This window comes from Streptomyces sp. NBC_01214 (assembly GCF_026340975.1).
Taxonomy (GTDB): domain Bacteria; phylum Actinomycetota; class Actinomycetes; order Streptomycetales; family Streptomycetaceae; genus Streptomyces.
On sequence record NZ_JAPEOS010000002.1, the window covers coordinates 2,012,304 to 2,027,878 of the forward strand.

Sequence of the window (15,575 nt, forward strand, 5' to 3'; positions counted from 1 at the left end):
ACCTTGGGGCAATTCACCCGAACTGGCTGTATCTGGTGGTCAGTTGGGGTGAGGTGCGGGGTGACGATCGGCGTCGTATGGCTCATGCTCAGCTCGCGCGTTCATCGCGTGACGGCCGAGCGGGGGAGCGGACCCCGAGCCTCTTGGGCCGATGGCCGAAAAACGAGCAAGTACCGAGGGCTGCCGAAGCATGCGCCCGCGGGGGGAGAGAACAGAAGAGATGGCTGTCAGCGAATCCGTGGACTCCAGTCCGCCAACAGACGTGACAGAAGGACCACCTGCTGCTTTGGAGCGTCGCTGGTATCGGCGCCGCAGGGCCTTGGGGGGTTTGGCTGCCCTGCTCGCGGTGGCCGTCGCCGTGCCCGTGGGCGTGCAGCTGGGTGGGGGCGAGAAGCCGAAGGAGAAGGCATCCGGCGGGGCGAGTGGTCCGGTGGCGGCGCCGCAGGCGCGGAAGCTGGCCGCCGAGACGGGCAAGGACGTCGAGGTGACGGCCGAGCGGAGCGCGAACGCGACGACGTGGGCGCAGCCGGACGGCCTGTTCAAAAAGCACATCTCCAGCTCGGCCGTCCGGGCCAGGGTGGGCGATCAGTGGAAGGCGATCGACACCGATCTACAGCAAGTTGAGGGCGGGTTCGCCGCGAAGGCGGTGAACGGGGCTGTCGTCTTCAGCGCGGGGACACCAGGTGCCGAGCGGTCTTCGCGTGGTGCGGTGCGCTCCGCGTTGACCGTGGATGTGCCGGGTCAGGTGTGGACCGAGCTGGTGCGCCTGAATGTCGACGGGCATGACATGTCGGTGAGTTGGCCGGGCGTGTTGCCGGCGCCGGTGATCGACGGTCCGCGAGCCTTGTACGAGAATGTGCGTCCCGGCATAGATTTGCTGATGACAGCTCAAGACGGCGGCTATTCGCACCTGTTGGTGGTGAAGGACAAGCAGGCGGCCGCGGATCCGCTGCTGGCTGAGATCAATTACCGTCTCGCTTCACCCGATCTCCAGTTCCAGCTCGATGCCGAGTCCGGTTCTCTCAGTGCCCGGGACGCGAAGGGCGAAGAAGTCGCGGGCTCGCCGTCGCCCTTGATGTGGGATTCGTCGGGCAAGGTCGCCACGACCGATGACGTGCCCGCGTGGAAGGCCCCGGCCGCTGCGAAGCAGCACCCGACGCTGGGCCTGGCGGGCCTGGCCGGCGCCGAGCGCGCTCACCTGTCGGTCGCCGCGGCCTCCCTCAAGGACGGCACCCTGTCCCTGAAGCCGGATGCCACATGGCTGAATGCCCCGGACACGGTGTATCCGGTGTTCGTCGACCCTTCCTTCAAGGGTCACAAGCATGCCTGGTCGCTGCTCTACAAGACGGCCGGTAATTCGAGTTTCTACAACGGCCAGAACTACAACGCGTCGGGCACGAACGAGGCCCGTGTCGGATACGAATCGGATTCCGGCGGTACTTCCCGTTCGGTGTTCAATTTCTATTTCGGGTCCGAGCTGCACGGTGCGGGTATCCAGTCGGCGAGTGTTCGCGCCTTGCAGACGTATTCGTGGTCGTGCAGTGAGAAGGCCATGGACATCTACTCCACCCCGTTCGTGTCCTCGTCCTCGACGTGGAACAACACCACGGGCTGGTGGGGAAACAAGGTCGGCACCGAGATGGCCGGCTACGGCTACAACTCCTCCTGCCCCGACAACTGGGTCGCCCCCGACATCAAGGGTCTGGTCACCCAGGCCGCCGGCGCCAACTGGGGTGCGCTGTCACTGGGGTTCAAGGCGCCGAACGAGTCGGACTCCTACTACTGGAAGAAGCTCCTCGCCAACGGTGAGAGCGCCCCGTACATCGAGGTCGTCTACAACACCCGGCCCGACATCCCGGTCGCGTCGAACATGAACACCTCTCCGGGCGGCCCGTGCCTGACCAGCGGCACCGGAACCAGCATCGGCAAGACGGACGTGTCCTTCCAGGCCAAGGGCAGTGACCGGGACGGCAACCTCAAGCAGGTCCAGATCGAGGTCTGGGACGCCGAGTCCGGAACCAACATCGCCAACGAGTGGCTGTGGCCCAACAGCGACGGAGTGGTCACCAAATCCGTCCCGTGGGCCTCCTTCACCTCCGGCCGCAAGTACTTCTGGCTCTCACGGACCCAAGACTGGGACGGCTGGTGGTCCGCGGGCTCCGGCCCCGCCGACTCCGGCGGCGGCGGATGGTGCACCTTCACCGTCGACCACTCCGCGCCCGCCAACCCGGCGGTCAGCTCCGCACACTTCCCGCCGCCCGGCCCCGACGCCGCCGACTGGAGCATGAACCCGGCCTCCACCCCCGACCAGGTCATCGAGATCCGCGGCAACGGCACCGCGGCCGGCACCATCCGCGAGTACCAGTGGTCCCTGAACAAGCCGTCCTGGGAGAACAAGGCCGCCCCCACCAACGGTGACCTCGCCTCCATCAAGCTCCAAGTCGACACCGCCGGACCCAACGTCCTGTACGTCCGCACCGCCAACCACGCCGGGAACGTCTCCGTCCCCACCGAATACCTCTTCTACGTCAGCCCCCGCACCGGCACCGACAAGCCCGGCGACGTCACCGGCGACCAGTTCCCCGACCTCCTGGCCATCGACAAGGACGGCAACCTACGCACCTACGCCGGTGACCGCCAGGGCGACACCGACGCGTTCATCCCCGGCGCCGTCCAGGACGGCAAACCCGTCGCACCCGGCCACTTCAAGGACCCGGCCTCCACCGTCCCGGCCCTGATCGGGCATGCCACCGACTGGCACCCGGGCGACGGCATCACCGACATGATCGCCCGGATGCCCGACGGCAAGCTGTACATCTACCCCGGCACCGGCACCGGCCAGTTCGACGCCGGCCGCCGCATCGAGATGCAGCTCCCCGCGTCCGCACCCGACCCGGCGACCTTCCGGCAGATCGTCGTCTCCGAGGACGTCGACGGCGACGGCCTGCCCGACCTGTTCGCACTGGACGCCGACGGCTTCTGGGCATTCTCCGGCTACACCGGATCCAGCTTCGCCTCCTACCGCAAGATGGCCACCGGCTGGGCCGCCCGCGACATCGTCGGCGTCCGCGACGTCTCCGGCGACAACATCCCCGACCTCCTCTTCCGCGACAACGCCAACGCCAACCGCACCATGGCCCTGCGCAAGGGCAAGGCCGGCACCAACGCAGGCGCGGACCTGACCTCCCTGCAATACGCGGCGAACGCGGAAGGCGGCGTCGACTACACCTACGCCACGACCGCCTGGAGCCGCGCTGCCTGGCCCATGGTCCTGGGCACCGAGGACAACACCGGCGACGGCATCCCCGACATCTGGGGTGTCGAGGCGGGCAGCGGCTGGCAGTACTACTTCAAGGGCGGCGCCACCACCTACGGAGAAGCCACCGGACGCGACGAGGACAACTGGAACACCTTCCTCACCATCGGCTGACCAACGGCATCACCACCCGCGCACGACAGAGGCGCCCTCCCCGAACGACAACGGGGAGGGCGCCCGGCCGTTTCAGGTGACCGAGTCGTCGTTCTGCGGTGCGGTGGACTGACGGGGGACCGAAGGCGACCGGCGGGGCGGGTGGTGGCCGAACTGCGCCGCCTGCATCGCGTACATGGAGGCGTACCGGCCGCCCAGAGCCATCAGTTCGTCGTGGCCGCCCCGCTCGACGAGCCGGCCCTCGTGCAGTACGTAGATCACGTCGGCGCACCTGACGCCCGACATCCGGTGCGTGACGAGGACGACCGCACGCTCGGGCCCGGCGAGGCCCCGGATGCTGTCGAAGGCGGCGATCTCCGCCTCCGGATCGAGCGCCGAGGTGGGCTCGTCCACGACCAGGACGCGGGCGTCGCGGTAGCGGGTGCGGGCGAGGCCGAACTTCTGCCACTGCCCGCCCGACAGCTCCGACGCACCCCTGAACACCCGGGCGAGCAAGGTCTCGTAGCCCTGCGGCAGCTGCGCGACGATGCGGTCGGCGCCCGCGTACCGGGCGGCGGCGGCCACCTCCGCGGCCCGGTCGACAGCGCGTTCGGGGTCCTCCTCCCCGGGGCGACCGATGGCGATGTTGGTCCGGGCGGTCACCGGCCAGCGCTCGAAGTCCTGGGTGAGGAGCGCGACCCGGTCGAACACCTGCCGGCGGTCGGCATCCTCCACCTCCACCCCGTCCCAGGTCAGCGACCCGGAGTCGGGCAGGTGCAGACCGGCCAGCAGCTTCACCAGGGTGCTCTTGCCGGAGCCGTTCTCGCCCACCAGGGCGACCACCTGGCCCGCCTCGATGGTGAGGGAGACCCCGCGCAGGGCGGGCTCGTCGCGGTCCGGGTAGCTGAAGTCCACGTCGCGGAGCCGGACCGTACCGAGGCGCTCGGCCAGCGGCAGACCGCCGGACGGGATGGCACGGCGGGCCGCCTCGGCGACGAACCGTTCCAGGTCCCGCACGTACAGGGACTCCTCGTGCAGGGTGTTGGTGGTGGCCACCAGCGCCCCCAGGCTCGCCGAACCGGTGCGCACCGCGATCACGGCGGTGCCGGCGACGGCGAGGTCCATCCGGCCGGAGACGATGAGCGCGCCCATCGCCCCGTAGGTGACCAGGGCCGCGGCGCCGGAGAGCGCGGCGGCCAGCAGTTCGGTGGAGGCCTTGTCCTTGGCGAGGCGGGTGGCCTCGCCCTCGGCGACCTCGGCCATGTTGCGGTAGTGGCCCAGCAGGTAGCGGCCGACGCCGTGCACCCGCACCTCGGGGGCCGACGTACGGGAGACCAGCAACTGGCCGATGAGCCGGGCGGCCCGTACGTGCTCCACCCAGGTGATCATCGACAGGTAGCGGCGCTGTGCCACCCGCATCGCGCCCCAGCCGCGCGGGGCGGCGATCAGCAGCAGCATGGGCAGGAGCAGCGGGTGCAGTACGGTCAGCACCCCGGCGGTGGCGACCAGGGAGATGACCCCGCCGAGGGTGGACACGCACGCGCCGACCGTGCGGCGGGCCGAGGGCGGCCCCCACTGGGCGCTGTCCAGCAGCCGGCGGAACTCCCCGTCCTCGATGGCCTCCAGCTCCACGTCGACGGCGGCGCTCAGGTACTGCTCGTGCGCGGCCCGTTCGATCTTGGGCTCGAGCCGCCCGGCGGCCGCCGTGGAACGGGAAGCGAACACGGCTCCCAGTACGGCGACCAGCGCCCCTGCGGCGAGGGCGGGCAGGGCCGCGTACAGCCGGTCGGCGGCACTGCCCCCGCCCAGCAGCGTACGGAGCACATCGCTGATGACGAGCAGCCCGACGGCGGAGGTGACCCCCTGGCCGGCCTCGGCGACGGCGACGGTCAGCAGGGCCGGCCGGTCGGTGTCCCAGGCGAGGCGCAGGGTCCCGCCGACCATGCGGGGCATGGAGCGCAGGGTGGTCAGCAGTCGGCCCTCCAGCTGGGCGTACTGGTGGTTGGACCAGCCGGCGTCGTAGCGCAGGGGCCCGCCGAAGAGGAGCCGTTCGCTCTCGGAGACGGCGGGCTCGGTGACTTCGGGCCGCTTGAGGAGCCTCATGCGCGGCCACCCCCGCCCGGTGTCGGGTCGAACACCACATGAACGTGCCCGGATCGCAAGATTCCTCCCGAGGTGCCGTGGCTGCCAACTGATGCCGCAAGAACGTGCCTGTTCAGAGCGGCGTCACGGGGCCGGGGGAGCGAATGTCCGCACACAGTTGCGACCGCCCGCCGGACCCCATGGGCCGTGCGGTGACGCGGCGTTCGAACCACCCGCAGGTGGCGATGCCCCCCTTCGAGGGATTGCGTGACGCCCCCGCCGGGACCAGCGGCCCACGGACCCGGCTGCCGGACGGTGTGCGGGTGTCTCGTAGAGTCCAAGGGGTGAATCGAGACAACTCACCTGAATCCAGTGCCGGTCACGGCGGCGAGAGTGCCGAGGAACTGCTGCGCGGGGTGCACGCCCGGCTGTTGCCCGTCGGGTTGATCACCCCGGAGGTCGCCGGTGGCATGCAGTACGCCCGGCTCGTGGCGGACGAGCTGGTGTTCGCCTACGCCCTCGACGGGCCCACCAGCGTGCGCTCTCTCACCGACCAGGACGTGGAGCGCGTCGGGATCGAGGAGCTGGGGCAGGCGGCGTACGCCAACCTGATGCGGGCACCCGTCACGTACGAGGAGATTCCCCTCGAGGGGCGGGCCACGCTGCACTCCGTCTTCGGCGACTCGCACTTCGTGGCCTCTAAGGCGCTGTACCTCGGAGAGCTGGCCCGGCAGGTCACCGGTGCGTCGCTGCCGTCCGCCGGCGCCCTCGTCGTCGTTCCGACCCGGCACCTGCTGGCCTTCCACCCGATAGCCGACGGCTCGGTGGTGGACGCCCTCAACGACCTGGCCGCGTACGCCCTGGGCGCCTACGAGGACGGTCCCGGTCCTCTGTCGCCGCGCGTGTACTGGTGGCACCGGGGCGGCCTGACCTCGCTCACGGTCGTCGACGAGGACACGCGCACGCTGTCGCTGCAGCCGCCGGAGCACCTGCTCGGACTGTTGAAGGGGCTGGTCCGTCTCGACCGCGCAGGCCGCATCGCCGTGCCCGGCGCGGACCGCGCGGTCTCGGACCCCGCCGCCCTCAGCCGCGCGACCGTGGAGTCGGTGGCCCGGCTCGCGCACGACCCGTCGGGGCTGGGCGACGCCTTCGCCTCGGCCCTGGCCCTCGCCCACGTCCGCTGTGTCGCCGACCCGGGCGCCTCCGACGTGGTCACGTGGGACGCGTGGGAAACGGCCGTGCGGCTCGGCTCCGCGCTGTTCACCGGTGCCGAGCCGGCGCAGTGGTACCTGGGCGAGGAGAACACCCTGCGGCTGCCCGCCACGGCCGCGGCTCCGCCCGCGGACGCCCGTGCCTGGCTCGACGCCGTCTACCTCGCGCTCGCCTGCCGCGCGCACGACCGGGTGGCCCGGCTGTGCGGGGTCCCGATGGAGGCGCTGCGGCAGGACGACACCGTCGACGCCCACGTCCTGCACTGGATCGACACCCTGCAGACCTACCTCACCGGCGGCCCCGGCGACGCGGTCGTGGAGAAGCTGCTCGCCACCATGCAGACGTCCCTGCCCGAGACGCTGACCCACTCCCCGGACGAGTTCGTCAACCGCGTCGACTACCAGCCGGTCGCACTCTTCCACCGCTTCTTCACGGGGGACCACGCTGCCTTTGGCGAGGTGCTCGCCGAAGCCCTCGCGGAACACGGGGGCTACTGGGCGGAGTCGGCGGTGCCGCGCGCCCGGGTGGCGCTCGGCCCGCTCGCCATGGCCTGCCTCGCCCACGACCAGGGCTTCCCGCTCGACCCGGAACTGCCGTTCCTGCCCAGGTACCTCGTCGACGGCAAGAGGGTCGAGCACATCTCCTGACACGCCGTCGGCGTGCCGCAGCGCGAGGTGATTGTCCGATTGCGTTAGGTTTGCCCGCGTATGCGGTGCCGATATTCGCGGAAGGACACTCATGGCGATCGATCTGGACAAGGTGCTCGACAAGGCGTGGGCCGACAAGCCGCTCGCCGAGGTGCTCGCGGCTCCCGTTGCCGCGCTCAAGGGCGTCAGCGACGAGGACGGCAAGCTGCTGCACCAGGCGTTCGGGGTCAAGACCGTCGCCGACTTCGGGCAGCTGAAGTACGTCCGCTGGGCCCAGGCCCTCGTCGCGCTGAACCAGACCGTCAAGGCGTAGTGGCCAAGGTCCGCGTGCTCGGGGTGCGCGGGCCTGCATGAAGAAAGCCGTCCCCCTCACCCGTCGGCAGGGTGAGGGGGACGGCCGCCGTGCAGGGGAGGGCTACTCGGACTCGCCCTCCAGGTTGCCCTCCGTGTCCAGGTAGACCTGGCGCAGGGATTCGAGGACCTGCGGGTCCGGCTTCTCCCACATGCCGCGCGACTCGGCCTCCAGCAGGCGCTCCGCGATGCCGTGCAGGGCCCAGGGGTTGGCCTCCTCCAGGAAGGCGCGGTTCGTCGGGTCCAGGACGTACGTCTCGGTGAGCTTGTCGTACATCCAGTCCGCGACCACGCCCGTCGTGGCGTCGTAGCCGAAGAGGTAGTCCACCGTCGCCGCGAGCTCGAAGGCGCCCTTGTAGCCGTGGCGGCGCATCGCCTCGATCCACTTGGGGTTCACGACGCGGGCACGGAAGACGCGGCTGGTCTCCTCGACCAGGGTCCGGGTCTTGACCGTCTCCGGGCGGGTGGAGTCACCGATGTAGGCCTCGGGGGCGGTGCCGCGCAGGGCGCGGACCGTGGCCACCATGCCGCCGTGGTACTGGAAGTAGTCGTCCGAGTCCGCGATGTCGTGCTCGCGGGTGTCCGTGTTCTTCGCCGCGACCGTGATGCGCTTGTAGGCCGTCTCCATCTCGTCCCGGGCGGGGCGGCCCTCCAGGCCCCGGCCGTACGCGTAGCCGCCCCACACGGTGTAGACCTCCGCGAGGTCGGCGTCCGTACGCCAGTCGCGGGAGTCGATCAGCTGCAGGATGCCGGCCCCGTACGTGCCCGGGCGCGAGCCGAAGATACGGGTCGTCGCGCGCCGCTCGTCGCCGTGCTCGGCCAGGTCCGCCTGGGCGTGCGCCCGGATGAAGTTCTGGTCTGCGGGCTCGTCCAGGGACGCCGCGAGCCGCACCGCGTCGTCCAGCAGGCCGATGACGTGCGGGAACGCGTCCCGGAAGAAGCCCGAGATGCGCAGCGTCACGTCGATGCGCGGGCGGCCCAGCTCGTCGAGCGGGATCGGCTCCAGGCCGGTGACGCGGCGCGAGGCCTCGTCCCAGACCGGGCGGACGCCCAGCAGCGACAGGGCCTCGGCGACGTCGTCGCCGGAGGTGCGCATCGCGCTCGTGCCCCACAAGGACAGACCGACCGAGGCCGGCCATTCGCCGTTGTCCGTGCGGTACCGGTTGAGGAGGGACTCGGCCAGGGCCTGCCCCGTTTCCCACGCCAGGCGGGAGGGGACGGCCTTGGGGTCGACCGAGTAGAAGTTGCGGCCGGTCGGCAGCACGTTCACCAGGCCGCGCAGCGGCGAACCCGAGGGGCCCGCCGGGACGAAGCGGCCGTCCAGGGCCGCGACCACGTGGGCGATCTCGTCCGTGGTGCCCGCCAGGCGCGGGACCACCTCGTTCGCCGCGAAGGTCAGGACCGCCGTCACGTCCGCGGAGTGGTCGGCCGCGACCGCGGAGACCGCCGAGGGGTCCCAGTTCGCGTCCTCCATCGCCTGGACCAGGGCCCGGGCCTGCTCCTCCACGGCGTCCACCGAGGTACGGGTGGCCTTGGACTCGTCCAGGCCGAGCGCCTCGCGCAGACCCGGAAGGGCCGTCGTACCGCCCCAGATCTGCCGGGCGCGCAGGATCGCCAGGACCAGGTTGACCCGGGCCTCACCGGTCGGCGCGCCGCCCAGGACGTGCAGACCGTCGCGGATCTGGGCGTCCTTGACCTCGCACAGCCAGCCGTCGACGTGCAGCAGGAAGTCGTCGAAGCCGTCGTCGTCCGGACGCTCCTCCAGACCCAGGTCGTGGTGGAGCTTCGCGGCCTGGATCAACGTCCAGATCTGGGCGCGGATGGCCGGCAGCTTCGCCGGGTCCATCGCGGAGATCTGGGCGTACTCGTCCAGGTGCTGCTCCAGGCGCGCGATGTCGCCGTACGACTCCGCGCGCGCCATCGGCGGCACCAGGTGGTCGACCAGGGTGGCGTGCACGCGGCGCTTGGCCTGGGTGCCCTCGCCCGGGTCGTTGACCAGGAACGGGTAGATGAGGGGCAGGTCGCCGAGGGCGGCGTCGGGCGCGCACGCCGCGGACAGGCCGGCGTTCTTGCCCGGGAGCCATTCGAGGTTGCCGTGCTTGCCCAGGTGGATCATCGCGTCGGCGCCGAAGCCGCCGTCCTCGGCGCGCGCCTGGATCCACCGGTACGCGGCCAGGTAGTGGTGCGACGGCGGCAGGTCCGGGTCGTGGTAGATCGCGATCGGGTTCTCGCCGAAGCCGCGCGGCGGCTGGATCAGGATGAGGAGGTTCCCGCGGCGCAGCGCCGCGAGCACGATGTCACCCTCCGGGTTCGCGGAGCGGTCCACGAACATGTTGCCCGGGGCCTCGCCCCAGTGCTCGGTGACGCTGTCGCGCAGTTCGGCCGGGAGCTCGGCGAACCAGCGCTTGTAGTCGGCGGCCGGGATGCGGACCGGGTTGCGGGCCAGCTGCTCCTCGGTCAGCCAGTCCTGGTCGTGGCCGCCGGCCTCGATCAGGGCGCGGATCAGCTCGTCGCCGTCGCCCGAGACCAGGCCCGGGATGTCCTCGGTGGGACCGAAGTCGTAGCCGCCGGCGATGAGGGTGCGCAGCAGCTCCACGGCGCTGGCCGGGGTGTCCAGGCCGACCGCGTTGCCGATGCGGGAGTGCTTGGTCGGGTAGGCGGAGAGGACCAGCGCGACCTTCTTGTCGCGGCGTTCGATGTGCCGCAGCCGGGCGTGGCGCACGGCGATCCCCGCGACCCGGGCGGCCCGCTCGGGGTCGGCCACGTAGGCGGGCAGGCCGTCGTCGTCGAGCTCCTTGAACGAGAACGGGACGGTGATCAGACGGCCGTCGAACTCGGGCACCGCGACCTGCGTGGCGGCGTCCAGCGGGGACAGGCCCTCGTCGTTCTCCTCCCAGGCGGAGCGCGACCCGGTCAGGCACAGGGCCTGGAGGATCGGCACGCCGAGGCCGGCGAGCGCGCCCGCGTCCCAGGACTCGTCGTCGCCGCCGGCGGAGGCGGTGGCGGGCTTGGTGCCGCCGGCCGCGAGGACGGTGGTGACGACCGCGTCGGCCGACTCCAGCGCGGCGATCAGCTCCGGCTCGGGGGTGCGCAGGGAGGACACGTACAGGGGCAGCGCCTGGGCGTCGTGGGCCTCGATCGCGTCGCACAGCGCGTGCACGAAGGAGGTGTTCCCGCTCATCTGGTGGGCGCGGTAGTAGAGCACCGCGATCCGCGGGCCCTCGGTGCGCTGCGGAGTGCGCTCCAGCGGGCCCCAGGTGGGGGAGGCGGCCGGGGGCTCGAAGCCGTGGCCGGTCAGCAGCACCGTGTCGGAGAGGAACCGGGCCAACTGCTCCAGGTTGGCCGGGCCGCCGTGGGCGAGGTAGCCGTGCGCCTCGGCCGCGATGCCGATGGGGACCGTGGAGGCCTCCATGAGCTGGGCGTCCGGAGCCTGCTCGCCGGTCAGGACCACGACCGGGCGGGTCTGGTCGGGGGCGAGCAGCAGGTCGAGGCCGTCCTGCCAGGCGCGGAGGCCGCCGAGGAGGCGTACGACGACCAGGTCGACCCCGTCGAGGAGGCCGGGGAGGTCGTCGAGGGGGAGACGGGAGGGGTTCGCGAACCGGTACGGGACGGGGCCGTCCGCCGTGTTCGCTGCGCGGGCGCTGAGCAGATCGGTGTCGGACGTCGACAGCAGCAGGATCATGCGGCGGCAGGCCTTCCTCGGGGTTTCCGCGCCCCGGGCAGTGTGAGGACAGCGGGAGTTCCTGACTCACCCCGGTCGCCGGATCGCTCCGCGGGGTTCACAGTGGCGGGACCGCGCCGGAATCGCACCGGGCTTCCTCCCATGTCGCCGTCCTCGGCGACGGCGGGCCGTGTGGTCCGCCGGAAGGTCATCTTAGGGGCGGGTGGGTGTGGCCGGGGCGGGCGGGTGGCGTGCCGCGTGGTTTGCCGGGTGGTTCGCCGGGTGTGCGGTGCGGCTGCGGCGCCGCTGCCGGGGCTCTGCCCCGGACCCCGCGCCTCAAACGCCGGCGGGGCTGGAAAGGTCGGGGTGCTGCCCCCGGGCCCGGCGCCTCAAACGCCGGCGGGGCTGGAAAGGTCGGGGTGCTGCCCCCGGGCCCGGCGCCTCAAACGCCGGCGGGGCTGGGAGGGGCGGGGAGCTGGAAGGGACGGGCGGGGCTGGGAGGGGCCGGCGGGGGTGGGAAGGGTTCGGTGGGGCTGGAAAGGGCGGGCGGGGGTGGGAAGGGTTTCGTGGGGTGGGGGAGAGGGCTTCGGGTGGTGGTGGGCCGAAAGGGTGGTTCGGGCGGTGGTGGGGGCGAACGTGGCTGGTGGGGGTGGTGACGGACACAGGTCGGGGGGACCCAATCGTGGGTATGCTCGCGGCCATGCCCCAGCCCCCTTCAGCCGCATCGCGGGACGAACCCGTCATACGGGAGCGCGGTGACGCCTGCCCCGGCGCGCTGCGGCTGCACGCGGCGGACGACGGGTTCCTGGCGCGGGTCCGGGTACCGGCCGGGTTGCTCACCGTCCGGCAGGCCTCGGTGCTGGCGCTCGCCGCCGACCGGTTCGGGGACGGGCACCTGGAGCTGACCTCGCGCGGCAACGTGCAGCTGCGCGGCCTGGCCGACGGCTGCGGCGGCGGGCTCGCCCGGCTGCTGGACGGGGCCGGGCTGCTTCCCGCGCCGAGCCACGAGCGGGTACGGAACATCGTGGCGACTCCGATGTCCGGACTGGACGGGCCGGACGGGCCGGACGGGCCGGCGGCGGCGGACCGACCCGATGCACTGGCCTGGGCCATGGACTTCGACCGGCTGCTGTGCGCGAGCCCCTGGGCCGCCGCGCTGTCCGGGCGGTTCCTCTTCGCCTTCGACGACGGGCGCGGCGACGTGGCGTCACTCGGCCCCGACGTGACCGTCCTCGGCCGCCCCGGCGGCCGGTCGCTGGTCCGCCTCGGCCGGGCCGCCGACGCCGTGGAGCTGGCCGGGCAGGACGCCCCGCAGGCGGCGCTGCTGGCCGCCCGCTACTTCCTCGACGTCGACGCGGCGGCGGGTACCCGGGCCTGGCGGGTGTCCGAACTGCCCGCCGAACACCCCCTGCGCGCAGCCGAGTTCACCCGGCGCCTGGCAGCCGCGGGGATCGAGGCGGCGACCACCGGCGCGGTGGACTGGCCGTACGCTCCGCCGCCCCGGCCGTGGGGCGCGGGCGTGCGCGACCGCGAGACCCTGTGCGTCCTGCCCCCGCTCGGCCGGCTCACCTCCGCGCAGTGGCGGGTCCTGGTGCAGGTCGCGGACCGCGGGAGCCGCCAGTTGCGCGTCACCCCCTGGCGCAGCGTCATCCTGCCCTCGGCGAGCGCCCGGAGGCCCATCAACGGCGCCGCCCGGATCGAGTCCGCCGGACTGGTCCTCGCCCCCGACAGCCCCTGGGAGTCCGTCACCGCCTGTACCGGGCGGCCCGGTTGCGCGAAGTCCCGCGCGGACGTACGCGCCGACGCGCGGGCCGTCGCCGACCGGGCGCGCGGTCCGCTGCCCGTGCACTGGTCCGGCTGCGAGCGCCGCTGCGGGCATCCGCGCGGCACCGCCTGGGTGGACCTGGTCGCCACCGGCTCCGGATACCGGCTCGCCGCGCCCGGCCGCCCCGTACGCGACGACGTACGGCCCTCCGAACTTGCCGCGGCACTCGCGGACGCCCGCACCGACCCCGACGTAGTGAAGAAATGAGCGAGTACACCGTGTTTGAGTACGAGAAGGACGGCGCGGCCATCTACCGCCAGTCCTTTGCCACGATCCGCGCCGAGGCGGACCTCTCCGGGCTGCCCGACACGGTCGCCCAGGTCGCGGTGCGCATGATCCACGCCTGCGGAATGACCGACCTCCCGCAGGACCTCGGGTACACCCCCGAGGTCGTGCTGCGCGCCCGCGCGGCGCTGGAGGCGGGCGCGCCGATCCTGTGCGACGTGCAGATGGTCGCCAGCGGTGTCACCCGCAAGCGGCTGCCCGCCGACAACGACGTGATCTGCACGCTCTCCGACCCGGCCGTACCGGAGCTCGCCGCGAAGATGGGCACCACGCGCAGCGCCGCCGCCCTGGAGGTCTGGCGCGACCGCGGCCTGCTGGAGGGCTCGGTCATCGCTGTCGGCAACGCGCCGACCGCGCTGTTCCGGCTGCTGGAGATGATCGAGGAGGGCGCCGCGCGCCCCGCCGCCGTCATCGGCGTCCCCGTCGGCTTCATCGGCGCCGCCGAGTCCAAGGACGCCCTCGCCGCCCACCCCTCGGGTCTCGACCACCTGATCGTGCGCGGCCGGCGCGGCGGCAGCGCGATGGCCGCGGCCGCCGTCAACGCCATTGCGAGCGTGGCCGAATGAGCGACACCGCCAAGGGCCGGCTGTACGGGGTCGGGCTCGGCCCCGGCGACCCGTCGCTGATGACCCTGCGCGCCGTCGAGGTGATCGCCGAGGCCGACGTCGTGGCCTACCACAGCGCCCGCCACGGCCGCTCCATCGCCCGTTCGATCGCGGCGAAGCACCTGCGCGCCGACCACGTCGAGGAACCGCTGGTCTACCCGGTCACCACCGAGACCACCGACCACCCCGGCGGCTACCAGGGCGCGATGGAGGAGTTCTACGAGGCCGCCGCGGCCCGCCTGGCCGCGCACCTGGACGCCGGGCTGACCGTCGCCGTGCTCGCGGAGGGCGACCCGCTCTTCTACAGCTCGTACATGCACATGCACAAGCGGCTCGCGGACCGCTACGAGACCGAGGTCATCCCCGGCGTCACCTCCGTGAGCGCCGCCGCCGCCCGGCTCGGCACCCCGCTCGTGGAGGGCGAGGAGGTGCTGACCATCCTGCCCGGCACCCTGCCCGAGGAAGAGCTCACCGCCCGCCTCGCCGCCACCGACTCGGCGGTCGTGATGAAGCTCGGCCGGACCTTCCCGGCCGTGCGCGGCGCGATGGAGAACAGCGGTCGGCTCGCCGAGGCCCGCTACGTCGAGCGCGCCACCATGGCGGGCGAGCGCACCGGCGTCCTCGCCGACACCGACGCCGACAGCGTGCCGTACTTCGCCGTCGCCGTGGTCCCCAGCCGCATCGGCAACCCGGGCAGCGTGCCGTCCGGCCCCGGCGAGGTCGTCGTCGTGGGCACCGGCCCGGCCGGCCCGCTGTGGCTCACCCCGCAGACGCGGCGCGCGCTGGCCGACGCCGAGGTGCTGGTCGGCTACACCACCTACCTGGACCGGGTGCCCGTCAAGCCGGGCCAGGTCCGGCACGGCTCCGACAACAAGGTGGAGTCGGAGCGCGCCGAGTTCGCCCTCGACCTCGCCCGCCGCGGCAAGCGGGTGGCCGTGGTCTCCGGCGGCGACCCCGGTGTCTTCGCCATGGCCACGGCGGTCCTGGAAGTGGCCGGGCAGGCGGAGTACAAGGACGTGCCGGTACGGGTCCTGCCGGGGGTGACCGCGGCCAACGCGGCGGCCGCCGCGGCCGGCGCCCCGCTCGGCCACGACTACGCCACCATCTCGCTCTCGGACCGGCTCAAGCCCTGGGAGGTCATCGCGGAGCGGCTGCGCGCGGCGGCCGCGGCCGACCTGGTGCTCGCCCTCTACAACCCCGGCTCCCGCAGCCGGACCTGGCAGGTGGCCCAGGCCCGCGAGCTGCTGCTGGAGCTGCGCTCGCCCGGGACCCCGGTGGTCGTCGCGCGCGACGTGGGCGGCCCCGAGCAGTCGGTACGGATCGTCACGCTCGACGAACTGGAGCCGTCCGAGGTCGACATGCGCACGATCTTGCTGATCGGCTCCTCGCAGACGCAGGTCACCGAGCGGGCCGACGGGTCGAGGATCACGTGGACGCCGCGCCGCTACCCGTGACCGTGTTCGTGTCGGTGCCGGTGCCAGTGACGGTGCCGGTGTCC

8 protein-coding genes and 1 riboswitch are annotated in these 15,575 nt (G+C 72.5%); of the genes, 6 read left to right on the forward strand and 2 right to left on the reverse strand.

The features are described 5' to 3' along the window. Nucleotides 1-328 precede the first annotated feature (328 nt). Nucleotides 329-3,430: an FG-GAP-like repeat-containing protein gene (locus OG594_RS33890; protein WP_266606196.1), complete on the forward strand. Its 3,102-nt coding sequence runs from the start codon at nt 329-331 to the stop codon at nt 3,428-3,430. 72 nt (nt 3,431-3,502) lie between these two features. Here the strand turns inward: OG594_RS33890 and OG594_RS33895 are convergent, their stop codons facing one another. Further along, the gene (locus OG594_RS33895) at nt 3,503-5,512 is read right to left on the reverse strand and encodes an ABC transporter ATP-binding protein (RefSeq protein WP_266606197.1); all 2,010 of its coding nucleotides are present in this window, start codon (nt 5,510-5,512) and stop codon (nt 3,503-3,505) included. Between the two features lie 323 nt (nt 5,513-5,835). Here OG594_RS33895 and OG594_RS33900 point away from each other — a divergent pair, with 323 nt between their 5' ends. Together OG594_RS33900 and OG594_RS33905 are read left to right on the forward strand one after the other, a co-directional pair. Further along, a complete protein-coding gene (locus tag OG594_RS33900; RefSeq protein ID WP_266606198.1) occupies nt 5,836-7,350 on the forward strand; it encodes an immunity 49 family protein in 1,515 nt (504 codons plus the stop codon). A 91-nt stretch (nt 7,351-7,441) separates the two neighbouring features. After that, a complete protein-coding gene (locus tag OG594_RS33905) occupies nt 7,442-7,663 on the forward strand; it encodes a hypothetical protein (protein WP_030715088.1) in 222 nt (73 codons plus the stop codon). A 102-nt stretch (nt 7,664-7,765) separates the two neighbouring features. On the opposite strand, the gene cobN is transcribed toward OG594_RS33905, so the two are convergent. Further along, nucleotides 7,766-11,383 carry a cobaltochelatase subunit CobN gene (gene cobN, locus OG594_RS33910; protein WP_266606199.1) on the reverse strand — a complete coding sequence of 1,206 codons (3,618 nt, stop codon included), beginning with the start codon at nt 11,381-11,383 and terminating at the stop codon, nt 7,766-7,768. Nucleotides 11,384-11,438: 55 nt separating this feature from the next. After that, nucleotides 11,439-11,522: riboswitch (cobalamin riboswitch) on the reverse strand. 540 nt (nt 11,523-12,062) lie between these two features. On the opposite strand from cobN, the gene OG594_RS33915 reads away from it, so the two are divergent. The 3 genes from OG594_RS33915 to OG594_RS33925 are packed head-to-tail and all read left to right on the forward strand — an operon-like array spanning nt 12,063 to nt 15,531. Next, nucleotides 12,063-13,394 (forward strand): cobalamin biosynthesis protein CobG, encoded by a 1,332-nt coding sequence (locus OG594_RS33915; protein WP_266606200.1) that lies wholly within the window; start codon nt 12,063-12,065, stop codon nt 13,392-13,394. Further along, nucleotides 13,391-14,038, forward strand: coding sequence for a precorrin-8X methylmutase (locus tag OG594_RS33920; RefSeq protein ID WP_266606201.1), 648 nt, complete (start codon nt 13,391-13,393; stop codon nt 14,036-14,038). Before OG594_RS33915 ends, OG594_RS33920 begins: the two co-directional genes overlap by 4 nt. Then, the gene (locus OG594_RS33925) at nt 14,035-15,531 is read left to right on the forward strand and encodes a precorrin-2 C(20)-methyltransferase (protein ID WP_266606202.1); all 1,497 of its coding nucleotides are present in this window, start codon (nt 14,035-14,037) and stop codon (nt 15,529-15,531) included. The genes OG594_RS33920 and OG594_RS33925 overlap by 4 nt, the downstream gene beginning before the upstream one ends. Nucleotides 15,532-15,575 lie beyond the last annotated feature (44 nt).

Excerpts from the sequence above, each read along its gene's own strand:
- OG594_RS33895 (WP_266606197.1), bottom strand. The coding sequence starts at position 5,512 with ATGAGGCTCCTCAAGCGGCCCGAAGTCACCGAGCCCGCCGTCTCCGAG.
- OG594_RS33905 (WP_030715088.1), top strand. The coding sequence starts at position 7,442 with ATGGCGATCGATCTGGACAAGGTGCTCGACAAGGCGTGGGCCGACAAG.
- cobN (WP_266606199.1), bottom strand. The coding sequence starts at position 11,383 with ATGATCCTGCTGCTGTCGACGTCCGACACCGATCTGCTCAGCGCCCGC.
- OG594_RS33915 (WP_266606200.1), top strand. The coding sequence starts at position 12,063 with ATGCCCCAGCCCCCTTCAGCCGCATCGCGGGACGAACCCGTCATACGG.
- OG594_RS33920 (WP_266606201.1), top strand. The coding sequence starts at position 13,391 with ATGAGCGAGTACACCGTGTTTGAGTACGAGAAGGACGGCGCGGCCATC.
- OG594_RS33925 (WP_266606202.1), top strand. The coding sequence starts at position 14,035 with ATGAGCGACACCGCCAAGGGCCGGCTGTACGGGGTCGGGCTCGGCCCC.